The sequence below is a fragment of the Gemmatimonas sp. genome (genome assembly GCF_021298855.1).
In the GTDB taxonomy this organism is placed as follows: domain Bacteria; phylum Gemmatimonadota; class Gemmatimonadetes; order Gemmatimonadales; family Gemmatimonadaceae; genus Gemmatimonas.
Map to the genome: position 1 here is coordinate 101,690 of NZ_JAJTHI010000010.1, position 24,717 is coordinate 126,406.

Sequence of the window (24,717 nt, forward strand, 5' to 3'; positions counted from 1 at the left end):
AGACCCCACGGTGCCTAGAAGGTCCAGAAACGGAAAAAGTCGATTCCCACCTGCGGCGGTGTCTGCTGGAAGGTGCGGCTGATCCCCGCCCGGCCGCAGGCCTGGGCGCTCGAGCCGGGCTCCACCCCTGCCGAGACGGAAAGCCCCCCCTCGAAGCGTCGCTCCACCTTGACGCCGAGTCCCTGGGCAAAGAGCGAGAGGGCATCGCCGTTGCCGCCACTCTGCGGGGCCAGCCCGCACAGGCCGGTACTGAAGGTGAGGAAGGTGTTGCGGGCCACCTGTCCGCCAACCCCGACGCGTGTGGAGGCCAGAATGCCGAGGCCGTTCTGGCGGAGATTGGCCGCGTCACCCGGATTGAGGGCCGTGGGTTCCACCTGGACCACGTCGAAGCGGCCGCCGGCCAGCCGGCTCGACAGGTACGATCCGGCCAGGCGCAGCGCCAACGTGGCCCCCTGCTCGGCGTACGTGCTCCCCAGCACGGTGTACGCCGGTTCGCCGGTGACGAGGTAGCTGAGCATATCGCTCTCGGGGAGCGGCGGATTGTCGGCACTGGTGAGCGCCAGCGTGGGGCGATCGACCGTCCCGCCGATGTTCACGCGGATGCGCACGAATTGCTGGTTGGAGTTCGCCCGCGTCTCGCGGACCGTATGCAACGCCGCGATGTCGAGGGTGGGCTGCAGCTCCGGATCACCGAAGAACCGCACGAGTCCACGTTCGACCTCGAAGGTTGGCCGGGCCAGCCCGAGGTTGAGCTGGTACGTGCCACGTTCGACGGTGAGCGAGTCGGCCAGCGCCAGTCGCGCGGCGCGCCCGTCACGGGATAGTGCCTGGGTCACGCGAAGCTGCCCGCCCAACTTGAGATTCGCCTCGGGGGAGCGCAGCCACACATCATCGCCGATGCCGATGCGCACGTCGTCGAGTTGCAGGTTGCGCACCAGCGCGCTCGGGGCGTTCGGCAGCAGCGCATTCATCACCAGCTGCGACGTATCCACGAGATCGAGATTGTCGCTCAGGTCGAGCGCGCGACGCTGGGTGAGTTGGCTGATGTACACGCGCCCGCGATCGACACGCACGGCGCCACGGAGGCGGGCCGCATCGCTCGAGCCGGTCAGCACGACCGGTGTGGGCGTGCTCACGGTGAGCGTCGCCGTGCGCGCCTTGTCCACGGCAAGGAAGTTGTTGGCGGCCAGACGCAGGTTGAACGATGGCTTGGCGATCTCGGCAATGCTGATCACCCCGGACAGGCCAAGGGTATCGGTGAGGGCACCACTCACGGCGCCGAAGCGCCGAATGAGGATGCTGTCGCCGGTCAGCCCGATGTCGGCGGTGGCGCGCTCCAGACGAATGCCGAGATTCGCCAGCGTGAGCGCCGCACTGTCCATGCGCACCTGGCCACGCAGGCGTGGACGATTCCAGGTGCCGGTGAGCTGCACATCGCTTTCCAGCGTTCCCGCGGCCCGCGTGACATCCGGGAAGAGCGCTTCGAGCAGCGACAGGTCGGTACGCTGGGCGGTGATGCGCCCCGCCAGCGGCTCGTCGATCCGGCGCGTAGTGCGGGCGGCAAGCGCCAGATCGAGGGGCAGTGAAGCCGTGGCCCGCACGGCATCGACGCCGCGCAGGCGCAGGGCGCCGTTGAGGGTGAGCCGCAGCGAGTCGTACCGCGCCTGCACGCTCAGGTCGCCGAGGCGCACCCGGCCGACCACGGCATCGGCAAGCGCGACCGCCCCCGTGAGCTGCGGTTGCTCGCGCGTTCCGCTGACGACGCCCTGCGCCGTGAGCGCGCCCTGGTCGAGCCCTGAGCGGCGCAGGAGGCGACCGACATCATTGAGCGGCAAGCGGGTCACCGCGACGCTGGCGCTGACCGCGCCACCGGCCGCCACCCGTCCGCGCACGGCCAAGCGCCCCGTGTCGGTGTGCTGCAGCACCAGGGAGTCCAGCGCCCCCTCGCCGTCGGGTTGCCACCGCAGGGTCGACGGGCCGGCCAAGGTGAAGCCGCGCGGTCGCGCGCCCAGGGTATCGACGCGCACCGTGAGCGTGTCCAGGCGCACTTCGGTGGAATCCCCACGCCGCGTGACCCCACCGGCGATCGCCACGCGCGACTCCGACGGCGTGCGCAAGGCGAAGGTGAACCGATCGGCGAGTCCGCCCTTGAGCGTGGCACGCGCCGTCGCGGCGGCCACGTCGATGCCCGCCACGTAGGCCGAATCCGCGGACGCCGTGAAGAGGCCGTTCGCGCCACGCAGCACATCCCGTACGTCGAGGTCGAAGGCCGTGCGGATGGCGCGCGAACTCGCGACCACGAGATCACTCACGTCGGCCCGCAGTTGCAGGTCGAGCCCTCGCGTATCCAGCGTGTCGATGGAGCCGCGCAGGACGCCCGACACCTCCACGCTACCGCGCAGCGTGTCGGTGGGCAGGACCAGCGGGCGCGTACCGGTATCGGTGGGCGAGAGCCACGGGCGCAGCCCGCCGAGGGAGTCGACGTGCACCGACAGCATCAGCGAATCGCGTTTGGCCTCGGCCAGACCCACGCCGCCGCGGGCCGTGAGGCGCGCCGCCGAGCTTTCCAGCGTCAGCGTGTCGACCCGCACAACGCCCTGGTCGAAACGCAGCGCGGCGCTCCCCCCGAAGACCCGCGCATCGGCGATCCGCGAGAACTGATCGATCGTCGCCCGCAGCGGCCCGGTGAAGCTGTCGTTGCGGAAGACCCCCGACTCGTTGACGGTGCCCTTCAGGTCGACCGTGCCCGCCATGTTGAGCGTCGACGTGGGGAGGCTGCTGCTGCCGAACAACGCCTGCAGGTTGCCGCCGCGGACTCGCCAGTCTCCGGCCGCCCCCATCACCGGTTCCAGCGCATCGGCCACGCCGGTGAAGCTCACCTCGCCCCCTTCACCGGAGAGGGTGGTGTTCAGGTCGAACCGGTCGGCCATGCCCATGGCCCGAATGCGTCCCACGGCACTGCCGCGCAGCGGCATGTTGGGATAGGAGCGCGACAAGGTGGTGTAGGAGAGCGGCAACGCCTCGAGATCCACATCGAACCTGACCCCTTCCGTGACGAGCGTGTAGCGGCCGGCACCGGTGAAGCGCGAGGGTTGCCCGGGGCCATCCACGAGCTCGAGATCCGCCTTGCTGAAGCGCGCGTCGTACCACAGGGAGTCGAGTCGCACCACGCCACGCGCAAAGCCGCCCAGCTCCGCGAAGAGCGGGTTCACGAACCGCGGGGTGCGGAAATCGAGCTGGTCGATCGTGAGGTCCACCCCCTTGAGGATGGCTTCGGCGGGCCGGAAGAGGTCGAGGCGTCCCCTGGCCCGTGCCCGTGAGATGGCGCCCGGCACGTGTTCGTCCTCGAACGTCACCCGTGCCTCATCGAGCGCCCAGTCGGTCACGTAGCCACCGCTGGCGCGGAGCGTCCCGCGCACGGCGCCGCGCCAGTCATAGGGGAAGGGTTCTCCGTTGAACCAGCGCAGCAGATCGGTGTGGGCGGGCTGCAGGTCGAGATTCACATTGGTCAGCCGCGTCACGACGCCACCCACGCCCCACGTCATCGAGCCCCGCAGTCGCGACTTCAGCGACCGCGCGTCCATGTCGGTGATCGCGTAGTCGATGATGTTGAGATCGCGCGGGTCGTTGCGCATGGTGAGCATGGCGCTGCCGCCCCCGGTGTGCGGTACGGTCTCGTCGATCCACGCGAGATCGCTCAGGGCCACGCTGTCGAGACGCAGGCGCACATCGTAGCGCACGGGGCGGTTGCCGCCCCAGACGATCTTGGCGCCGCCGCGCGCGGTGCTGCGCGGCAGGTCGAAACGGGCATTCTCCACCCACAGGGAATCGCCGAGACGACGGAAATCGCCCGACAGATCCTTGAACCAGAAGGGCGGATGGATCCACATCACGTCGAGACGGCGCACCGGGAAGCGCATGCCGGCCGTGTCGGGGTGAGCAAGCCACGAACGCCCCAGCGCCAGATTGCCGCGCACGAAGCGGTGCACACGCACGAGCCGGCCATCCTCCCGTCGCACCTCCCCGTCGAGGCGCCCCAGGTTGTACGCCAGCGCACTGTCGCGTTTGGCCCCGCGCAGGGAGTCGGCCAACTGCCAGGGGAGCCGCATCACGAAGGTCACTTCGTGGAGCGCCGTGGTGTCGATCACGATGTACGTGCCGAACCGGGTCGTGCCTGGCTCACGGCGGCGGCGCGGGGTACGCTGCAGCGCGCGACGCCAGTTCCAGTCGTCCTTGCCGTAGTCGATGAGGGTGATCACCGGTCGCGTGACCTCGAGCGACTTCACCACGATGCGCGCGTCGAGCAGATCGCGCGGATCGTAGCTGAGGCGGATCGGCCCCGTGCTGAGAAACGGGGTCCCGTCGGGCGCCCGGACATCGACGCTGTCGATGGTGATGTCGCTGAAGAGATTCCCGCCCACCGCGCCCACGTAGAGCCGCCCCGGTATGGCAGCCCGTGCCAGCGGCATCACCGTGCGCAGAATGAGCGCGCGGCCGCGCACGGTCTGCGTGAGGGCCACGACGCCGCCCACCACGGTCGCCAGCAGCGACAGCAGGACGGCGGCGGTGCCCAGCACGATGGTGCGGCGGCGTGGTGCCATTAGGGGAGCCCCCCGGCGGCGGCGGCGGTGCCCGGCATCAGAAGGCCTGCCCGATCCAGATGCTGGGATTGAGCCGGCGGAAGAACCCCGTACGCCGCACCGGCCGATACGTGGCTGGACAGCCGCCGGCCGCCTGCGCCGCCAGCTGGCCATCGGCCGCGGCGGGCGTCACCGCCAGGGTGTTGCCGGGACTGACGCAATAGAGCGGGGCCACCCCGCCTTGTGGCCGCGCGTTGAAGTAGGCCGCCCCGGCCGGCAGTTCGTACGGATTGTACCCGAAGTCGATGCGCACCGCGCCGAACGGCGATGCGACCCGCACGCCCAACCCGGGGGTGATCTTCACCACCGGCCCGTCGGCGCGCAGCGCACTGCCCCCCCGGTTCCAGAGTCGCCCGGCGTCGGCAAAGGCGGCCAGCTGCAGCAGGCGCGGGAGCACGGGACTCGCCCATTGCGCCTCGAGGTTGCCCACGACCAGCGTGTTGCCACCCGTGGGCACCACGCGCTCGGTGACGGCGCGCTGGTCGGCACGGAAGTACGTCACGCCGTTCACCGTCTCCGTGGTGAAGTCACTCACGATGTACACGGCGGGGCCCAGTTCGTTCTGCCGAAACCCTCGCACCGTGGTCGGGCCACCGGCATAGAGCCGCTCCTGCGGCGGGATGAAGCCGGCGAATCCGCTGCCGGTCCCCAGCCCCTGCACAAGGCCGGCGCGGACGTGGGCGGTGATCGTCGCCCCGGCCACCTGCCGGTACCACGACACATCGCCGGAGGCGCGATTGAACTGCTGCGTGGCGTCCGAGCCGATCCACGTGCTGGCGTGACGCAGCGTGGCGCGCACGATGGTCCCGCCCGTGGGTCTGACCGCGTCGTTCAGCCGTTCGCGCGACAGCGAGAACTCCACGGCGGCCAGACGGTTGTTGCGCTGCAGGAAACTGCGCAGATCGTTGTCGCACGCGTTGAACACCGCGCAGAAGAACGCCGGCTCCGCCTCGGTGCGCCCCAGTTCCAGCTGATACGAGAGCGTACTGGGCGTGCGGGGCGAGGGCCGCCGGGCAAAGGGATCCGAAAGCGAGAGCACGCCACCAATGGGCGTGCGTCGCAGATACGCCTTGAACTCCGAGAGCGTCGAGCTGAACACGGTGAGCGACGGCACCCGGGCCTGGTCGGCTCGCACCGGCTGGCGCAACGTCATCGACGTGTAGTAGTTGAGCGTGCGGCTGTAGGGGTCGCTGCGCGCCTGTCCCTGGCAGAAGTCATCGGCACCGTCGAGCGGCGCCCCCAGACCGATCTTGCTGACCCGCGCGGTGAGCTCCAGCCGCTGGGCATAGGGCAGGAAATCCCGGTCGGTGAGCGACCCTTGCGCGCGGAAGCAGTCGAGGGTGGCCCAGCCCACGCCCCCGCGCGCCGCAAAGCGGTCGCCCACAACGAGGCGCGCGGTCAGGTTGACGATGGTGTCCCCCGGCGGTTGCACACTGTCGGGCTGCAGCTCCACGCGCTGAAAGGCGTCGGTCTGGTAGAGGTTGCGCTGGGCATCGATGATGCGGCGCACCGAGTACCAGTCGCCCGAGCGCAACGCCATGGTCCGCCGGATGGTGGCGTCGGAGACCGTGCGCGCGCCCAGACTCGTGTCCACGGCGATCGCGATGCGTCCGACCCGCGCCCGCGCCCCCGGCACCACCGTGACCTCCACATCGGCCGTCCGTGCCCGCACGTCGGTGGTGTAGGCCAGCAGCGCCTCGGCCTGCGGCCAACCGAGATTGCGCAGGCGCCGGACGAGCGTATCGCGACCTGCCTCCAGGGCGCTCCGGTCGAACAACAGGCCCGTGCGGAGCGGGAAGTCGCGGGCCGCCGTGCCCAATGCCTCGTCGCGCTCGATCCCGCGGATGGCGAACGCCGAGACCCGCATCGGTTCCCCTTCGGCGATCTGGAACTCGATATCGATGACGGCTGGGCGCACCACGCGGACCACGGTGTCCACCCGCACGTCAGGGTACCCGCGCCGCCGGTACAGCGTCTCCAGCCGGCGGATATCCCGCGCGAACTCGACCGGATCGAGGCAGCGCCGGGTACCGACCAGCGGCACCCCCGGGAGCGTCGACGGCAGCGTGGCCACGGTGCTCGCCAGCACCGCCGCGGAGTACTCACGGTTGCCGACAAAGCGCAGCGACCGCACCTCGCGGTCACCACGTTCGCAGGACAGGTCCTGGGCGGCGACCGGCGCGGCACACCACAGCGCAGCGAGCGCGGCAAGGAAGCGGGGAGATAATCGCACGTTCTATAGTGCGAAACCTCACGTGGCTCAGGGAGCCCGTCAACCTCGACCTGCGGCTTTGGAGCGGCATCCGCTATCTTGCGGCATGAAGATCTATACCCGCTCCGGTGACGAAGGCGCGACCGCTCTCTTTGGCGGCGGCCGCGTAGGCAAGGATCACCCCCGTGTCGACGCGTACGGTGACGTGGACGAGCTGAATGCCTCGCTGGGTCTGGCTCGCTCCATCCAGATGATCCCGCGCATCGACGAGGTGCTCGTCCCCATTCAGCGCGACCTCTTCGCCATCGGCGCGCTGCTGGCGACCCCGGACCTCGAGAAGATGCGCGACCATCTCACCAAGGCCCGCATCGACGAAGGCCGCATCGATGAGCTCGAAAAGGCAATCGACGCGTGCGAGCAGGAGCTGGAGCCCCTGCGCAGCTTCATCATTCCCGGCGGTACCCCCAAGGCGGCGGCGCTGCACGTGGCCCGCACCGTGTGCCGGCGCGCCGAGCGCCGCGTGGTGCACCTGGCCAGCGAGGTGGAGCTGCCGCACCTCGTGGTGATCTACCTCAACCGGCTCTCGGATCTCCTGTTCATGCTGGCCCGTGTTGCCAACAAGCGCGCCGGAGCCGGCGAAGTCACCTGGTGATGCGCTGACATGGGCGCACTCCCCACGCCGCTCGCGCTGCCGCTTGGCTACCCCGTGTACTGCACCAACGGGGTCCTGGCCCAAGTGGGCGCCGTCGTGCGCGACACGGCGCCTGCGCATCGGGTCGCGATCATCAGCGACCGCGTCGTGGGGGCCCACCATGCCAGCGCGATACTGGCGCAGTGTGCCGGCGTACCGGTCCAGCTGTTCACCATTCCCCCCGGGGAGCAGGAAAAGACCCGGGCGCGCTGGGCCGAACTGACCGACGCCCTGGTGGCATGGGGGGCCGGACGTGATACGACCATCATTGCGCTGGGCGGCGGAGTGGTGGGCGATCTGGCCGGCTTCGTTGCCGCCACGTTCATGCGGGGGCTTCCCGTCGTGCAGGTCCCCACGACGCTGCTCGCGATGGTGGACGCGTCCGTTGGCGGGAAGACGGCCGTGGACACCCCGGCCGGGAAGAACCTCGTGGGTGCGTTTCACAATCCGTCCGCCGTGGTCATCGACCCGCAGGTGCTCGAGACGCTGCCCCCGGCCGTGCTGCGGAGCGGACTTGCCGAGATGCTCAAGCACGGGGTGATTGCCGACGCGAGCTACTTCGAACAGGTGCTCGCAGCCCTCCCCGACATCGTCCGGCAGGGCGCCAAGGCCAACGGGCTGGACACACTCATCGCCGGCAGCGTGCACCTCAAGGCCCACGTGGTGGCCGAGGATACCCGCGAGGGAGGACTGCGACAGATCCTCAACTTCGGCCATACCATCGCCCACGCCATTGAAAAGGTGCGACAGTACGACATGCTGCACGGCGAGGCGGTCGCCATGGGGATGGTGGTCGAAGCACGGCTTGCCGAACAGATCGGCCTTGCGCACCAGGGACTCTCGCGGTCGATACGCGACGCCGTCCAGCGCGCCGGGCTGCCAGCGACGCTCCCGCCGGGGATCGATCTGGCGGCGGTGGTGGCCGAGACACACGGCGACAAGAAGGCGCGCGGTGGGGCGGCGCGTTACGCGCTTCCGCGCGCCATTGGCGAAATGGAGGCGGCGGAGGGGCGCTGGGCCGTACCGGTACCCGACGAAGTGGTCATGACCGCCCTCACCGAGTCCGCCGGCGCGCCGGCTTGACCGGAAGCCAAGGCGGCCCCGAACGCAGGTCCGGGGCCGCGGTTACCGCAGCAAGGCCGCCACACCCCCACGGCTGCGGGCGGGACACGTCGCTTGCCGGAAATGAATCCCACATGTGATTGTCGGCTATTTTTGCACGAAATTCGGCCAACTGTCGCGATACTATCTTTTTACTGTCGCTCTTCGTCGCCTGGGGAAAATTTTCATTGACCGTCCAGACCGGGACCGTTATCGTGGCGCTCCCACCCCTAGTTCGGGCCGCGACCCCCGGCCCTACCTCTGCAACACGTACGGCGAGGACGTATGCAGGCAGCCGCAGCGACCAGGACTTCCGAGACCCGTTCCAAAGGGTTCTTCCGATCCGCGCCTTCCACGGCCTTCGACCAGTACCTGCACGACATTCAGAAACTGCCCCTCATCACCGATGCCGCTGAAGAGCGCCGGCTGGCGCGATTGGCGCAGAAGGGCGACGAAAGTGCGGCGGAGCGTCTGGTGACCGCCAATCTGCGGTTCGTCATCAGCTACGTGAAGAAGTATCAGGGTCATGGCCTCGACCTCTCCGAACTCGTGGCCATCGGCAACGAAGGGCTGCTCAAGGCGGTTCGGAAGTTCGACCCGGATCAGGGCGTGAAGTTCATCTCCTACGCGGTGTGGTGGGTGCGCCAGGCGGTGCTCAAGGCGCTGGCGGAACAGACGCGCAGCGTGCGGATTCCCCTCAACCAGAATTCGCAGCTCATCCGGATGGCGCGGGGGGAGATGATTCTCTCCCAGGTGCTCAACCGCGAGCCCACCGACGCCGAAATGGCCAAGCTGCTCGATGAACCGGTGGAGCAGGTGCGCAGCGCCCGCCAGATCACCAGCACCGAGGTCTCGCTGGATGCACCGATCGACCGTCAGGATCGTGAAGCGTCCACGCTCGGTGAGCGCTTCGCCGGGGAAACGCACGCCGATATCGAGGACGGCACCGATTTCCGTCTCATGCGGGAGTTCATCGATCGGGTCTTCCGCAAGTACCTGACCCCGCGCGAGCGGAAGATCCTGTACCTCTATTACGGGCTGGACGAGGGCGCCGAAGCCATGACGCTCGAGCGCATCGGCGCTCTCATGGGCGTGACACGCGAGCGCATCCGCCAGATCCGCGAGCGGGCCTTCGAAAAGCTGCGCGAATCGCCGGACGGGCACGCACTGGCCGGGTTCTGGGGCGCCGCCTGAACGCGCTGCCCCTTCTCTGGTAGCGGAGACGGACAAGCACACACACGGGCACGGCAGCAAGGACTCGGCCGTGCCCGTTTGTGCACCGACGATTGGCATTGCCTTGTGCGTGGTGCGGTTCAGGAATTGATCGCCAGTATGGCGGACCAGGCCGACGGTCCGCACCGCGGTTTCCCTTGGCTCCCCGGGAGGCACCCTCGTGCCGCGTGTGTTGATCGTCGATGACGAGCCGGGCATTCGCTTCGCCCTCAAGCGCTGGTTCGAGCGGCAGCAGTGGCAGGTCACGGAAGCGCCGGACGGCGGCCGTGCCCTCGACCTGTTGCGGAACGTGACCGACGCCACGATTCCCGATGTGATTGTCTGTGACCTGCACCTGCCTGTGCGCTCGGGGGAAGAGATCGTGCACGCTCTCCGCCGGGAGCAGCCGGCACTGGCGGCGCGCGTGCTGCTGACGACGGGCGATGCCGTGTCGCACGCTGAGCCGACGAGTGTCCTCAACACCCACCCGCACGTGCTGCAGAAGCCCTTCGACCTCGCCACCCTGCGCGCGGCCGTCGAGCGCATCACCGGCGCGTAACGCGCTGCCCCAGCTGTCGCACCTCTTCTCCTGCGACTCCCGCGGCAACAGTTTGCGGTCATGACTGCGCTGCGCGAGACGCTCGAAGGAATTGTTGGCCCACGGTGGGTCAAAGCACGCGCCCCGGAGCTGGCCCCCTACGATGCCGACGGCCTGCCGGGATATCGCGCCACGCCGTCGCTGGCGGTGCTCCCCGGCTCGCGGGCCGAGGTGATCGCCGTCGTGCGGGCGCTGGCAGACACGGGCACGCCTTGGGTACCGCGCGGCGCCGGCACCGGCCTCTCGGGGGGCGCACTCGCCAACGGCGTCGTGCTCATCGGCCTGAATCGGCTCACCCGCATACTCGACGTCGATCCGGTCAACCGCCTGGCGCGCGTCGAGCCGGGGGTCGTGAACGCCAGTCTCTCGCGCGAGACGACACGCTATGGCCTGCAGTACGCCCCCGACCCCTCGAGCCAGACCGCCTGTACGATAGGTGGGAACGTTGCCGAAAACGCCGGCGGCCCTCACTGCCTCAAGTACGGCGTCACGCTCAACCACGTGCTGGAGTGCGAGGTGGTGCTCCCCGATGGCACCGTCACGCGGCTCGGTGGGGCGTATGCCGAGTCGTCGGGCTATGACCTGCTGGGGGCCTTCGTTGGCAGTGAGGGCTGTTTCGGCATCGCCACGGAAGTCACGGTGCAGCTGGTCCCGCTCCCCGATGCGGTGCACACGCTCCTCGCCGACTTCGCCAGCGTCACCGACGCCGCGCGTGCCGTGTCCCGCATCATCGCCTGCGGCATCGTCCCCGCCGCGTTGGAAATGATGGACAACGCCACCATCCGGTGTGTCGAGGCCAGCATCTACGCGGCGGGATATCCGGTGGACGCGGCGGCCGTGCTGCTCTGCGACGTGGACGGCGTGTCCGAGGGGCTCGACGAAGACGTGGCCATCATCCGGGAGGCATGCCGTGCGGCCGGCGCCCGAACGGTCGCGGTGGCCACCGACGCCGCCGACCGCGCGCGGCTGTGGCAGGGCCGCAAGAAGGCCTTCGGTGCCATGGGCCGCCTTGCGCCGGCGCTCGTCGTGCAGGACGCCGTGGTGCCCCGCACCAGGCTTCCCGAGGTCCTGGCGGCCATCGAGCAGATCGGCGACCGGTTCGGCGTTCGCGTATGCAATGTGTTCCACGCCGGCGATGGCAATCTGCATCCCAACATCCCGTACAACCCGCACGACGCCGCAGAGAGTGCGCGCGTCCACGAGGCGATGGGCGAGATCATGAAGGCGTGTATCGCGGCGGGAGGCACCATTACCGGCGAGCACGGGGTGGGACTCGACAAGCTGCCGTACATGGAATCGCTGTTCGACGCCGACTCGCTCGACATGATGTGCCGGGTGCGACGGGTCTTCGATCCGGAGACGCGCGCCAACCCCGGCAAGGTGATCCCGGTGCACAGTTGCCGTGAGTGGCACGGGGCCACCGGGCCGAGCCCCCGTGGCCCACAGTCCCGTGTCTGACATCACCAGGCTGGCCGAGCAGATTCGCGAAACGTCGGCGCCGCTGCGCATCGAGGGTGGCGGCAGCTGGCTGCACGCCGGAGGGCCGTGGGCGCCGGCCGCCTCGCTGTCGGTGCGGCATCTTCGTGGCATTCGCGCATACACGCCGGGCGATCTGGTCGTGACCGTGGCGGCGGGAACGAGCCTCGCCGAACTCGCGGCGGCCACGGCGGAACACGGGCAGATGCTGGCCCTCGATCCGTACGGCACCCCCGACGACACGATCGGTGCCGTCGTGGCCACCGCGTCGCCGGCCCCACTGGCGTTGGGTGACCATCGGGTGCGCGACCTCGTGCTCGGCGTGCAGGTCGTCACGGGGGACGGCGTCGTCATGCGCGCCGGAGGGCACGTGGTGAAGAACGTGGCCGGGTTCGACCTCGTGCGGTTGCAGACGGGCGCGTGGGGCACGCTCGGTGTCATCACCGAGGTGAGCCTGCGCCTGCATGCCCGCCCGCCGGTCGATCAGCTGGTGTGCGCCGCCGTGCCGCATGCCGACACCGGAGCCCTCGACGACCTGCTGCCCGCGGTCCTGGCGCAGCGGGTGCCGCTGCCCATGCTGCTGGTGAGTCCCCCCGGCGGGGAGCCGCAACTCTGGGCGCGGCTCACCGGCAACACCAGTCGCGTGCGCGCGCTGCACGCGCGGCTGCGGGCGCTGCCGGTGGGCGATGTCCGGGACGCACCAGACGACGAAACCTGGCGCACGCTGCGCACCACCCCGTCGGAGGCGATCGTGCTGCGCGCCCGGACGCATCGATCGGACGCCGTCCCCTTCGTTCGCGCCGCGCGTGACGCGTTCGAGTCGGCCACGCTCAGCTACGATCCGGCGCACGGCTCCCTGCGGCTGGTCATGCCCGGTACCGGCCTCGCGACGCTGGAGCGCGACATGGCCACGTGGTATCGGCTCGCCGCGGCGCGCGGCGCCATGCACCGGATGACCGTGGTGGTCGATCAGGGACGCACATGGTCCGCACCGTACCAATCGCCGCGTACACCACTGGAGGCCGGCGTGAAGCGCGCCTTCGATGCCCGTGACGTGCTCAATCGCCTCGCCGAGTTGCGGCCGTCGACGCGTGCCCATCCCGATGCGTGAGCCCATGCCGCCGTCCATTTCCTCCTCCACCGCCCACGTGACCGCCGCGACGCCGGGCTGTGCGCTGCCCGGCACGCCCCTGCAGCAGGCGGCGGCGGGGCTCGATGCGTGCGTGCACTGCGGCTTCTGTCTGCCGGCGTGCCCCACGTACGTGAATCTCGAAGACGAGAACGACTCGCCACGTGGCCGCCTGGTGCTCATGCGCCGCCTCCTGGACGGCGAGATTGCGCTCGCGGACGAGGGCGTGGCCCGGCACTTCGACCGCTGTCTCGGCTGTCGCGCCTGCGAGACGGCGTGCCCATCCGGCGTCCCCTACGGAGAACTGCTCGAGGCCACCCGCGCCACGATGCGTCCCGTGCGGGGGATCCCGCGCGTGGCGCAGGTGGTGCTGACCGTGTTCCGGCATCATGTGCTGTTGCGCGCGGCACTGGCGGGTGCGCGCGCGGTGCGCGCCACGGGGCTGCCACGCGTTCTCGCGCGTCTGCTTCCGCGTCGGCTGGCCTTTCCTTTTGCGATGCTGGCGGCCTCGGCACCGGCGCCCTGGCGCCGTCGCCTCCTTGCCCCACGCGCACGGGCCGCGGTGGGCGATGCCCACGTGAAGACCCCCGAGGGCGCAGCACCACCGACCCCCGTGGTCACGTTGCTCGAAGGGTGCGTGATGTCGGGGCTCTTCCGGCATGTCAACGACGCCACGGCGCATGTGCTCGCGTACCACGGGTATCGGTCGTGTGAGACCCAGGGGCAGCGCTGCTGCGGCGCCTTGCATGCCCACGCTGGTGATCTCGAGGGGGCGCGGGCACTGGCGCGCGAAAACATCGCCGCGTTCGAGCGCACCGCGGCCGATCTCATCGTGGTGAACGCGGCGGGATGTGGTGCCATGCTCAAGCAGTATGGGCACCTGCTGCACGACGATCCGGCCTGGTCGGCGCGCGCGGAGGCGCTGTCATCCCGCACCCGCGATGTCAGCGAGCTGCTGGCCGCCGCCGGCGTGCGCGCGGGCACCATTCCCATTGGGCTGCGGGTCACGCACGACCCGCCGTGCCATCAGATGCATGCGCAGCGTGTGGTGCGGCCACCCATGGCCGTGCTCGAGGCGGTGCCCGGGCTGGAACTCGTGCCGCTCGAAGACGCCGATCAGTGCTGCGGCTCTGCCGGCATCTACAATCTCGTGGAACCCGACACCTCGGACGCGGTGCTGGCCCCGAAACTGGCCCGCATTGCCGACACCCACGCCCAGATCGTGGCGACGGGCAATCCCGGTTGCCATATGCAGATCGGCGCGGGGCTCCTCCTGAGTGGGTCCGGCGTCACGGTGGCCCATCCCATCGAGCTGCTGGCCGCCAGTTATCCAGAGCGAGGGAGCCCGCGACCATAGCGCCCAATGCCATCTCCGGTCACGCTCTGGCGGCGAGCGCGTGCGGGGGCTGGAGCGGGAATTCGTGACGCGCCCCGTGGTCGACGGGATACTGCGCCGCCTGCGCTGAACGCGACGGAGGCGGCTGGCCCCCCGGCCGCCTTTGCGGTATGATCGCCGCATGATGAGGATGATAGGAGTGGGCGCGGCTGTGGCCACCGCGCTGGCGACCACAACGGCATTCGCGCAGGCACCGGCTCGCGTCAGCGCGAGGGTGCGTGGCGAAATCGTGGACAGCGTGCGATCACGCCGGTTGAGCGGCGCCACGGTGCAGCTGACGGCCGCCGACGGCAGCGGACGCATTCTTTCCACGACCTCCACATCGCAGGGCACGTTTCAGCTGGACGACGTGGCAACCGGGGTGTATCTGGTCGGCTTTCTCCACCCTTTTCTCGATTCCCTTGGCGTCGAGAGCCAGCTCTTGCGTCTGGACGTGACGAATGGCGATCCGATCGTGCTGACCCTCGCCACCCCGTCGGCCGCCACGCTCATCGAGGCGCGGTGTGGCGCCCCCGCGCCGGAACTGCCGCGCGGCATGTTCTTCGGGACGGTACGCACCGCCGGCGGGTCCCCACCGCCGGTCCCCGCGCGCGTGCGCGCACAGTACAACAGCAATCGCGTCACGGCACGAGGCCTCGAGCGCGTCCCCAACGTGCGCATCGCCACCGGCACCGCCGACGGCGCGTTCGCCGTATGCGGCGTGCCCCCCAATACCGCCATCACCGTGCGCGCCTTCGCCGACCTCGACAGCAGCGGCTTTGTGGAGTTGCCGGTGCCCGGCAACGGCCTGCTGCTGCGCGATCTCGTCATTGGCCGCGGCGTGCGCCAACAGGCGCGCGGCACCGGAGGCACGGCACGGGTGACGAGCGTGTTGACCGGCAAGGCGTCGCTGCGTGGCATCGCGCGCAACCAGAGCGGCCAGCCGGTGAATGGCGCCCGCATCACGTTGTGGGGCACCGGCGTCGAGACCAGCGCGAACGCCGCCGGCCAGTATCAGTTCACCAACCTGCCCGAAGGGACGTATACGGTCGAGGCCCGTGCCGTCGGGTTCCAGCCACACCGGGCACCGGCCGACCTGCAGGCCGCGCGCGAGGCCGTGGTCGATCTCACGCTGTCCGCGCTCGTCACCAACATCGACACGCTGCGCGTGCGCGCCAATCGCGCGGTGCCGCTCGACGAGTTCGAACGCCGCCGCAAGCTGGGCTTTGGCCACTTCCTCACCGAGGAGGAGATCCGCAAGAAGGGCCCGACCTACATGGGCGACATTTTCCGCGGGCTTCCCGGTGTGGTCACGATGCCGGGGCAGTTCGGGCGCGACCGGGTGCTGGTTCGCGGCACCGGCATGACCGGCGATTGCGCGCCGGCCATCTTTCTCAACGGCCTGTACGTGAACATCGAGGACGGCGACCTCGACAACATCATCAATCCCAAGGACGTCCGCGCCATCGAGCTCTATGCACGCACCGCGAGCATCCCGTTGCAGTTCCAGACGCGAAACGGCTGCGGCAGTGCCGTCATCTGGACGGGTGCGCGCATGGATGATCCTCCGGTGAAGAAGTAGGACGGGCGCGGTGCGACACGCGCGTGGGACCCTGGTCCACCTCGCCGCACTCCTCCTGGTCCTCACCGTGCCGGGGGAGGGGATCGTGGCGCAACCGCTGTCCGGCTTCGCTGCCCGCAAGGCCGAGCAGTTGCTGCGTGACAAGCACAGCTGCCTTGGCTGTCACCGCCTCAAGGGGGAAGGGGGACAGCTGGCACCGACGCTCGACGCGGTGCACGAGCGGCGCGATGCGGCCTACATTGCCGCCATCGTGAGCGACCCGCAGCGACTGAAGCCCGGTGTGAGCATGCCGCGCGTACGCATGCCGGCCAGCGAGCGCGCCCTCATTGTGCGCTATCTCGGCGGTGATCCCGCCCGCATGGATGTGCCCCGCACCGCGCCGTCACCTGCGGGGCCGACAGCCACCCCGCCCGACGGCAAGGTGCTCTACGCCCAATGGTGCGCCGGGTGCCACGGCACCACGGGCATGGGCGATGGCCCCAACGCGAAGATGCTGCCCGTGCCGCCGGCGCGACATCATGATGCGGAGGCCATGGGACGGCGCAGCGACGACGCGCTCTTTGATACCATCGAGGCCGGCGGGGCGATCATGAACCGGCATCACCGCATGCCGGCGTTCGGCGGGACGCTCACCACGCCGCAGATTCGCGCACTGGTGGCATACATTCGCACGCTGTGCCGCTGTCAGGGACCGGCATGGAGTCGCGACGGGGCGCCGTCGTGACACGCACACACCGGCGAGCGTGGGGCGCGCTGCTGCTGCTGGGCGCGTGCACCACGGACACCAGCGACAACGCGGCCGGGGAGCAGGGGACCGCGCCGCTGACGGCGGCGGTGCTCGCCACGCCCTCGGCACCGCCGCCGGAGTCGTTTGCGGGCAATGCCTCCTGCCTCAGCTGTCATGCCCGGCAGGTGGAGCAGTGGAGCCGCTCCACGCACGGACGAGCCGGTGGTGTACCGGGCAGCGCGACCAACGATGTGCCGGTCATCGCCCCCTTCTCGGGGACCCCCATCCGGTTTGCCGATGCCACGGTCACGCCGCGCCAACGCCGCGGGCGGTACGAGTTCCTCCTGCAACGGGAGGGGGAAGCCGACACCGCCTTCGTGGTGGACGGCGTCATTGGTGGGGGACACATGGCGGGCGGCGGAACGCAGGGCTTCGTGACCACCTGGACCGACGGCACGGTGCGTTTCCTGCCGTTCGACTGGAGCCGGGACGGACGCACGTGGTTCTGCAACACCGGCACGCGCAGCGACCGAGGATGGCAGCCCATCCGTCCCACCATGCGCCTGGCCGAATGCGGAGACTGGCCCCCCGTGCGCATCCTCGGCGACGAACCGCGCTTCAGCAACTGCCAGAGCTGTCACGGCAGCAACATCACCGTGCAGTACGAGGCGCGTGATGGACGCTGGCGCACCCAGGTCGCCACGTACGCCGTGAACTGCGAAAGTTGTCATGGTCCTGCCGCTCGGCACGTGCGCCTCATGCAGCAGGGGAGTACGGGCGCGGACATCGGACTGGAGGCACTGGCGACGGGCGACAAGGCGCGCAGCCTCGCCACCTGCATGGGGTGCCATGCCCTCAAGACGCGACTCGCGACCGGCTACACACCGGGAGCGCCGCTCACGCAGTTCTACTCCACCGCCCTGTCGCAGCTGGGCGACCGGCCGTTCACGCCGGACGGTCGCACGCGCACCTTCGCGTATCAGGAGGGGCACTACGCAAGTGATTGCTATCGCAACGGTGGCATGACCTGCACCAGCTGTCACGATCCGCATACGCAAGGGTATCGGACGGTTGACGGCGAACCGATTCCGGGGCGCACCGACGATCGCCAGTGCACGAGTTGCCACGCCAGCAAACGCGACGAGCCGTCACGCCATACGCGGCACGCCCCCGACAGTCGCGGCAGCCGCTGCGTGAGCTGCCATATGCCGTACGAGCAGCAGCACGAGTTGGGGCAGGCCGTGCGTTATGGCCGCAGCGACCACAGCATTGCCATCCCGCGGCCCGCCCTCGACTCGGCGCTGGGACTCGTTGGCGCGTGCCGCTCGTGCCATGTGACCCGGAGCGTGCGCGAGCTCGAGGCGCAGGCCGCACGGTGGTGGGGTACGCTCAAGCCGCACGACCGCGCCGTGGGCGGGGTGCTGGCGGCACGGGGGGTCACTGATGTCGAGCGCGCCACGCCGTTGCTGCTCGAACCGCGTTCCACGCACGCCATGGCGCAGGTGGCCGGCCTGGGGGAGTGGCTCGAACGGTTCGCCACGCCGCACATGGAGCGCGTGCCCGCCGAGTTCGAGGAACGGGCGCGCAGGCTCGCGGACAGCCCCGATCTCGATGTGCAGGCGCTCGCCATGGCGCTGCTGCACCTCACTCGCGGTCATGTCGGCACCATCCGACGGGAGCTGACCACGCGACTAGCCGCCGCGCCCGACGCGGCGACACGCGATGCCCTGCGCCGTCGCTGGGCCACCGTGCTCGGTGGCGTCGGGGATGCCGCCCGTGACGCGGGCCGACCAGGGGAGGCGGTGGCGGCCTATCGTGCCGCGCTGGAGGTCACGCCCGATGCCGCACCGTTGCGGCGCAATCTGGGGCTGGCCCTGGCCGCGCAGGGCGATTGGGGTGCGGCGATGCGCGCGTACCAGCACGCGCTGCAGATCGATCCGCGGGTGCCACTGGGGGAAGTGAACCTGGGGCTGGCACTGGAACAGCAAGGCAACCGTGCTGGCGCGCGGGCGGCCTATGAGCGGGCCATCGCCGGTGATCCGACCGACGCGGCGCCCTACCTCAATATCGGCACCCTGCTGCTGCGCGAGGAGCGGGCGGCGGAGGCGCGCCCGTGGCTGGAGAAGGCCCTGGCACGAGATCCGGGACTGGCCACTGGCCATTTCCAGCTGGCGCTGGTGTTCGTTCAGGCAGGTGACCTTGCCCGTGCGGAACGCTCGGTGCGGCGGGCGCTTGGGCGCGACCCGACCCACGCCGAAGCCGCCAGACTGCTGGACGCCCTGCGCGAGGCACGGCAGGAACGCTGAGCGTCTGGCCGGATCCTCCGCGGAGTGCGCCCGGTTGGGATATTCCGATTGACGAAACGCATTAAGGGGATACGAGACGTCCCTTTTCTACGCCGATACGGGAATGGACGGGACAGGAGGCAGGGACGAGTTATTGCTCGCGGCGGTTCGGCATCGTACAATAGCCGTCTTGTCGCCGTATCCGGTTCCCCGGTTCATCTCGTCCCTGCAGGAGGCTAAGGAATGCCCGGAGCTCTTCTCGCACGAAGCGCACGCTTCGTCGCCGCGTTGTTGCTCGTCCTGGCGGTGCCGCTGGCACGCAGCCACGCCCAAGGCAACACCGCGATCGTCGAAGGTCGTGTCACCGATGCGTCGAATCAGCGGCCGCTCGAAAACGTGCAAGTCACGATCGACGGTACGCAGCTCGGCGCCATGACCAACGCCTCGGGCAACTACCGGATCACCGGCATCCCCGTTCCGGGTGGTACCGCCGAGGTCGTGGTGCGGGTGCGTGCCATTGGCTACTCGCGCGAAACGCGCACCGTCACGGTGTCGGCGGGTCAGACCACGAAGCGCGATTTTGCGGTGACGGTGTCGGCCATCCAGCTCAATCAGGTCGTGGTGACGGGGTCCGGGCAGAAGACCGAGGTGAAGCGCCTGGGCAACACGGTGGCGGTCATCCAGCCACCGGCCAACGCGCCCATCAATGACATCTCCAACCTGCTCACGGCGCGTGAACCGGGCGTCTCCGGCCTCGTCTCGGGCGGTCTGTCGGGTGAGGGCGCGAAGATCCGCATTCGCGGCAACGCGTCGCTCTCGCAGTCGAACGAGCCCATCATCTTCGTCGATGGGGTGCGCATCAACTCGGGCGGTGGCTTCGGCATCGGCACCGGTGGCGGCGGGTCGCCGTCGCGCATCGACGACATCGACCCCAGCACCATCGAGCGCGTGGAAGTGCTGAAGGGCGCGGCCGCGGCCACGCTCTATGGCACCGAAGCCTCGAACGGCGTGATCCAGTTCTTCACCAAGTCGGGCACGTCGAGCTCGCCGCGCTGGACCATGCAGCTGCAGCAGGACGCCGTGGACTTCGGCAACCGCGTCGCGCCCAACTCCGGTTTTGCGCGTCGTCAGGGCCAGGCCGACTCGTTGGCGACCTTCTGGAATAAGCCGGGGCTCCGGCCGTTCGAAGTGTTCGAGGTGCCCGTCTTCAATGACTTCATCACCGAGACGGGGCTCGGCAACACCATCTCCACGAGCGTGCAGGGTGGCAGCCAGAGCGTGACGTACTTCGCGTCGGGGCGCTACTACCGCGAGAACGGCCCGTTCGGCGGGCGTGATCTCGGCCCGGCCCAGGACATCGTGCGCCGTATCCAGACGTCGGCCAACCTCTCGCTGGTGCCCACCAAGAATCTCCGGCTCCGCTTCAACAACGCCTACTACAACACGGCCAACGAAGCCCCCGAGAACAACAACAACATCTACGGCGTGAACTCGCTGGCCTATATGGCCCGCCCCGAGCTCGCCAACTGCAACGCGTCCACCTATGTCGCCCCGGGCAAGTGCTCCGGCGCCGGCAACGTCTTCGGCAATCAGGCGTTCATGACGGTGCGCGAGGCCATGCAGCAGACGAACCGGACGGCCACGCAGCGCTACGTCGGCACCCTCGACGCATCGTACACGGCCACTGAGCGCCTCACGCTCTCGTCCACGTTCGGCTTCGACTACGCCTCGCAGCGCGACTTCGGCTTCTCGCCGTTCGGCTATAACGTCGACCTCTTCACGTCCAACAATCCGGACGGCTCGCGGTCGGTGTTCTCGGGGGGCACGCGCGTGCTCACCCTCGACGGCAAGGTCGCCTACAACCGCGACTTCGGCCCGTTCACCACGAGCAACGTGGCCGGCCTGCAGGTGTTCAACAACCGCACCGAAACCAATTCGGGCTCGTCCAACTTCTTCCCGGGTCCCGGCATCGAAGTGGTGGGCGCCGGCGGGCAGAACATCTCCGCCGGTGAGTCGTTCCTGACCACGGTGAACGGTGGCTACTTCGCGCAGTCGCAGATCGGCTGGCACGACTGGGTGTTCGGCACGGTCGGCGGCCGCTACGATTTCTCGTCGGCGTTCGGCCAGGATGCCGGTGGCGTGTTCTACCCGAAGGTCTCGCTGTCCGTGGTGCCGTCGGACCGCACCGGCTGGAACAGCACGCTGCTCTCCACCTTCCGCATGCGCGCCGCCATCGGCCAGTCGGGGCGCCAGCCCGGCGCCTTCGACCAGTTCACCACGTTCGCCCCGCAGGTGACCGCGGTGGGGTCGGGTCTCATTCCGTCGCAGCTCGGCAACCCCGATCTCAAGCCGGAAATCTCCACGGAAATCGAAGCGGGCTTCGAAGCGGGGCTCTTCAACAACAAGGTCGCGCTCGAGTACACGGCGTGGACGCGGACGGTCAACGACGCGCTCGTGCCGCGCACCTTCCCCACGTCGGGCGGCTTCCGCAACGCGCAGCTCACCAACATCGGCCAGATCGACGCGAACGGCATGGAAATCAGCCTGCGCTCGCAGGTGATCAACAAGAGCAGCAACAAGCTGGAGCTGTTCGCCAACGCGGCGTACCTGAACCAGACCCTCGCCAGCCTGGGCGGCGCGCCGCCCATCCGCGTGTCGGGCGGCTACGCGCGCTATCGCATCTACCTCAAGGAAGGCGCCCCGCTGGGATCCATCTACGAGCCGCGTCTCGCCGGCGCGTGCGGCTCGGTGCCAGCCACCAACTCGGCCAACCGCCCCATCACGTGCTACAACAGCGCCGATCAGCTGCCGATCAACTTCAATGGCCGCGGCACGGCCGCCACGCGCGCGGAGCTGCTCGCCTATTTCTCGCAGCCGCGTGACATCCAGACGTCCGCCGTCCAGTCGGCACTGCAGCCGCTGCTGGCCGACTACGACGGCAGCGGCATTCTCTTCGAGCAGAACGTGGGCAAGAGCATTCCCACGTGGACGGGGGCGTTCGGCGGTACGTGGAGCTTCGCCAACCACTGGAAGTTCCAGAGCACGCTCGAATACCGCACGGGCTACCTCATCTCCAACCTGACCGACGGCTTCCGTCTCTCGCAGCACCCGTCCATCGGGTCCAACCGCCGCGAGTTCTCGGAGATTCAGGCCGTCATGCAGAATCCGGCCAGCACGCCTGAACAGCGGGTGCAGGCCGCCGAGACGTACATCCGCGGCTATCGTCGCCTGCTGGAGCCGGGGCTCTACCAGGGGCAGAACGGCAACTTCCTGCGCTGGCGCGAACTCGCCATCACCTACGACTTCGGCGCCGACCTCGCCAAGAAGCTCGGTTTCCGCAACGCCAGCATCACGGCCGCCGGGCGCAACCTGTTCCTCTGGACGAGCTACCCGGGACAGGACCCCGAGTCGAACGAGAACGGCCGCGGCTCAGTCGGCGCACTGCAGGACAACTTCCAGAACGCGACGGACGGCTTCGGCCTCCCGATTCCGCGTCGTGTCTCGCTCGCGCTGAACCTCAACTTCTGATTCGGAGCACGATCCCTCTATGCAGAAGCTTTTCAAGACGCAGGGAACGCGCTTCCGTCGTGCGCTCGGCACCGCCACGGCGGTGCTGGGCACGATGGCGCTGGCCTCCTGCACCGTGTTCTCCACGGAAGTGAAGAACCCGAACGCCGTCACGGAGGATGCCATCGCGACGTCGGCAGCCGCCGCCACGTCGCTCGTCAACGGCCTCTACGGCGCCGTGAACGCGGCCGGCAACCAGATCACCGGGACCAGCGGTGCCGCCGCCGATGAACTCACCTGGGTGGGCTCGCGCGAGTACTGGAACCTGCTCGACGTGGGTGATATCGGCGACCCGCTCAATGAGTACACCGACGGCCAGTACCCCTTCGTGAGTCAGGCGCGCTGGCTGACCAACTACGTCCTGCCCAAGCTCGAGGAGTACGACAAGGCCGGGGCGCTGCGCAACCGGGCCGACCTGGCGCAGGCGTACTTTCTGGGGGCCACGATCTACACCATGATCGGCGAGAACTACGAGGACTTCATCATCTCGTCCGATCGCGTGAAGGAAGGGGCGCCCGTCGGGGAGGCGAACATGCGCATCATGTTCGACTCCGCCATCGTGTACACCGGCAAGGGAGTGGCCATCGCCACGGCGCTCAACAACCAGCCGTTGCGGGCCCGCCTGCTGGCCATGCAGGCGCGGGCGAAGTGGTCGAAGGCGGTGTGGGCCACGCTGCGCGCCCCGCGCGGCTTCCCGGCCCAGCCGCTGATCAACGATGCGGGGGCCAACGCCGACGCGGCAGCCGCCATTGCAGCCTTCGGCAACAACGGGGCGCGCTACCGCTTCGACGTCATCGCGCAAAACGCCGGCGGCTGGTTCTCGACCGGGTCCGAAATGAACGGCCGCCTCGAGATCCGGGCCGGCAACCGCTACATCATCCCCACCGCGGCGGGGACGCGTCCGGTCGATGGCGCGGCGGGCATCGCCATGCGCGATCCCATCACCAACGAGATCGATCCGGTGACGCTCGCGAACATCAACGAGTGCTGCCGGCTCTCCTCCACGGTGAACGTGGGATGGACGGCCGTGTCGGCGAAGGATATGCACCTCATCCTCGCCGAGGCTGCGCTCGCCACGGGTAACACCACCGAATTTGCCAGCCGCATCAATGCGGTGCGCGCGGTGGACGCCCTCCCGGCGTGGACGCCGACCAGCACGGTGACGGCGCGTGACATCCTCATCCACGAGCGCAACGTGTCCCTGTTCCTGCAGGCGCGTCGCCTCATCGACCACTATCGCTTCCAGATCCGGGCGGATCGGTGGGTGAGCACGCGGGGAACCCGGCCGTGCTTCTTCCCCATCTCGTACAACGAGCGGCAGCAGAACCCGCTGGCGCCGCAGCCTGCGCAGGACCGGCCGGCGGCCTGTCAGTAAGCAACTGACCCTCGTACCGGCGGGCTGGTGAACGCCGGTAGGTGGGATGGAGAAGCAGGAATCGGGGGCGACCGCGTGGCGGCGCCCCCGATTTCGTTGGGAGGAGGCGTTGGGGTTGCGCGGTGAGGGGTGGGAGTCGGCCGCATTGGACTCTGACCCCGCGCGCGCCGGCGCCGTAACTTGAACTCGTACTCGTACCCGCACCCGGGATTCGCATGGCTCACCCATTTCCTCGCCGCCGCCCGGCCGCATTCACGGCCCTCGCGCTCACCGCCTGGTCGCTCGTGCTGCCGCTGGTCGGCTGCTACCGCTACGTCCCGGTCGACACGAACGCCACGCCGGCGCTCGGTGAATCCTCGGTGATCCTCACCAGCGCCGGATCGGCCGCGGTGCAGGGGAAGCTCGGCGAGAACGTCCGTACGCTCGACGGTCCGATCACGCGCGTCACCGCCGACTCGATCGAACTCATCGTCACCGACGTCTTCACGCAAACCCGCGAACGCTTTCCGCAAAACGGGGTGCCGGTGGCCGTCGCCCGCGCCAACGTGGAGCAGGTGCAGACCAAGTCGTTCTCGAAGAAGCGCACGTGGACGCTCGTGGGCGTCATCGCCGCCGTCCTCGCCGTGGCCCTCGGCGCCGCCACCGCCGCCAGCGCGTCGAGCAGCGGTGACGGGGGCGGGGGCATTCAGCCCTGAACCTTCGTCAGTTCGCCATCCTGTCCGCGGTTTCCCCTCTTCTCTCCCCTCG

General features: G+C 69.2%; 15 protein-coding genes. 13 read left to right on the forward strand and 2 right to left on the reverse strand.

Features of this window, described 5'->3' with window-relative positions; genetic code table 11:
- Positions 1 to 14: 14 nt before the first annotated feature.
- A complete protein-coding gene (locus LW840_RS04540) occupies positions 15 to 4,601 on the reverse strand; it encodes a translocation/assembly module TamB domain-containing protein (RefSeq protein ID WP_291276491.1) in 4,587 nt (1,528 codons plus the stop codon).
- A 37-nt stretch (positions 4,602 to 4,638) separates the two neighbouring features.
- The gene (locus LW840_RS04545) at positions 4,639 to 6,873 is read right to left on the reverse strand and encodes a BamA/TamA family outer membrane protein (RefSeq protein WP_291276492.1); all 2,235 of its coding nucleotides are present in this window, start codon (positions 6,871 to 6,873) and stop codon (positions 4,639 to 4,641) included.
- Between the two features lie 85 nt (positions 6,874 to 6,958).
- Between LW840_RS04545 and LW840_RS04550 the strand changes: the two genes are divergently transcribed.
- From LW840_RS04550 to LW840_RS04610, 13 genes are all read left to right on the forward strand, one after another.
- The gene (locus LW840_RS04550) at positions 6,959 to 7,504 is read left to right on the forward strand and encodes a cob(I)yrinic acid a,c-diamide adenosyltransferase (protein ID WP_291269657.1); all 546 of its coding nucleotides are present in this window, start codon (positions 6,959 to 6,961) and stop codon (positions 7,502 to 7,504) included.
- 9 nt (positions 7,505 to 7,513) lie between these two features.
- A complete protein-coding gene (gene aroB / locus LW840_RS04555) occupies positions 7,514 to 8,626 on the forward strand; it encodes a 3-dehydroquinate synthase (protein WP_291276493.1) in 1,113 nt (370 codons plus the stop codon).
- A gap of 303 nt (positions 8,627 to 8,929) precedes the next feature.
- On the forward strand, positions 8,930 to 9,838 hold the full coding sequence (locus LW840_RS04560; protein WP_291260079.1) for an RNA polymerase sigma factor RpoD/SigA: 909 nt from the start codon (positions 8,930 to 8,932) through the stop codon (positions 9,836 to 9,838).
- A 199-nt stretch (positions 9,839 to 10,037) separates the two neighbouring features.
- Complete coding sequence (locus LW840_RS04565) at positions 10,038 to 10,415, forward strand: response regulator (RefSeq protein WP_291260080.1); 378 nt, start codon at positions 10,038 to 10,040, stop codon at positions 10,413 to 10,415.
- Between the two features lie 60 nt (positions 10,416 to 10,475).
- The gene (locus tag LW840_RS04570; protein ID WP_291267546.1) at positions 10,476 to 11,912 is read left to right on the forward strand and encodes an FAD-linked oxidase C-terminal domain-containing protein; all 1,437 of its coding nucleotides are present in this window, start codon (positions 10,476 to 10,478) and stop codon (positions 11,910 to 11,912) included.
- Entirely contained in the window at positions 11,905 to 13,041 is a 1,137-nt protein-coding gene (locus tag LW840_RS04575; RefSeq protein WP_291276494.1) for an FAD-binding protein, read from the forward strand. The genes LW840_RS04570 and LW840_RS04575 overlap by 8 nt, the downstream gene beginning before the upstream one ends.
- A complete protein-coding gene (locus LW840_RS04580; RefSeq protein ID WP_291273098.1) occupies positions 13,022 to 14,416 on the forward strand; it encodes a heterodisulfide reductase-related iron-sulfur binding cluster in 1,395 nt (464 codons plus the stop codon). The genes LW840_RS04575 and LW840_RS04580 overlap by 20 nt, the downstream gene beginning before the upstream one ends.
- A 160-nt stretch (positions 14,417 to 14,576) precedes the next feature.
- The gene (locus tag LW840_RS04585) at positions 14,577 to 16,016 is read left to right on the forward strand and encodes a carboxypeptidase regulatory-like domain-containing protein (protein ID WP_291260084.1); all 1,440 of its coding nucleotides are present in this window, start codon (positions 14,577 to 14,579) and stop codon (positions 16,014 to 16,016) included.
- Positions 16,017 to 16,026: 10 nt separating this feature from the next.
- A complete protein-coding gene (locus LW840_RS04590; protein WP_291276495.1) occupies positions 16,027 to 16,740 on the forward strand; it encodes a c-type cytochrome in 714 nt (237 codons plus the stop codon).
- Positions 16,737 to 19,049: a tetratricopeptide repeat protein gene (locus LW840_RS04595; RefSeq protein ID WP_291276496.1), complete on the forward strand. Its 2,313-nt coding sequence runs from the start codon at positions 16,737 to 16,739 to the stop codon at positions 19,047 to 19,049. The genes LW840_RS04590 and LW840_RS04595 overlap by 4 nt, the downstream gene beginning before the upstream one ends.
- Positions 19,050 to 19,271: 222 nt before the next feature.
- Positions 19,272 to 22,556 carry a SusC/RagA family TonB-linked outer membrane protein gene (locus LW840_RS04600; RefSeq protein WP_291267540.1) on the forward strand — a complete coding sequence of 1,095 codons (3,285 nt, stop codon included), beginning with the start codon at positions 19,272 to 19,274 and terminating at the stop codon, positions 22,554 to 22,556.
- A 19-nt stretch (positions 22,557 to 22,575) separates the two neighbouring features.
- Complete coding sequence (locus LW840_RS04605; RefSeq protein ID WP_291267539.1) at positions 22,576 to 23,970, forward strand: RagB/SusD family nutrient uptake outer membrane protein; 1,395 nt, start codon at positions 22,576 to 22,578, stop codon at positions 23,968 to 23,970.
- A 215-nt stretch (positions 23,971 to 24,185) separates the two neighbouring features.
- Positions 24,186 to 24,665, forward strand: coding sequence for a hypothetical protein (locus LW840_RS04610; protein ID WP_291267538.1), 480 nt, complete (start codon positions 24,186 to 24,188; stop codon positions 24,663 to 24,665).
- Positions 24,666 to 24,717 lie beyond the last annotated feature (52 nt).

Excerpts from the sequence above, each read along its gene's own strand:
- LW840_RS04600 (WP_291267540.1), top strand. The coding sequence starts at position 19,272 with ATGCCCGGAGCTCTTCTCGCACGAAGCGCACGCTTCGTCGCCGCGTTG.
- LW840_RS04570 (WP_291267546.1), top strand. The coding sequence starts at position 10,476 with ATGACTGCGCTGCGCGAGACGCTCGAAGGAATTGTTGGCCCACGGTGG.
- LW840_RS04610 (WP_291267538.1), top strand. The coding sequence starts at position 24,186 with ATGGCTCACCCATTTCCTCGCCGCCGCCCGGCCGCATTCACGGCCCTC.
- aroB (WP_291276493.1), top strand. The coding sequence starts at position 7,514 with ATGGGCGCACTCCCCACGCCGCTCGCGCTGCCGCTTGGCTACCCCGTG.
- LW840_RS04605 (WP_291267539.1), top strand. The coding sequence starts at position 22,576 with ATGCAGAAGCTTTTCAAGACGCAGGGAACGCGCTTCCGTCGTGCGCTC.
- LW840_RS04560 (WP_291260079.1), top strand. The coding sequence starts at position 8,930 with ATGCAGGCAGCCGCAGCGACCAGGACTTCCGAGACCCGTTCCAAAGGG.
- LW840_RS04550 (WP_291269657.1), top strand. The coding sequence starts at position 6,959 with ATGAAGATCTATACCCGCTCCGGTGACGAAGGCGCGACCGCTCTCTTT.
- LW840_RS04540 (WP_291276491.1), bottom strand. The coding sequence starts at position 4,601 with ATGGCACCACGCCGCCGCACCATCGTGCTGGGCACCGCCGCCGTCCTG.
- LW840_RS04585 (WP_291260084.1), top strand. The coding sequence starts at position 14,577 with ATGATGAGGATGATAGGAGTGGGCGCGGCTGTGGCCACCGCGCTGGCG.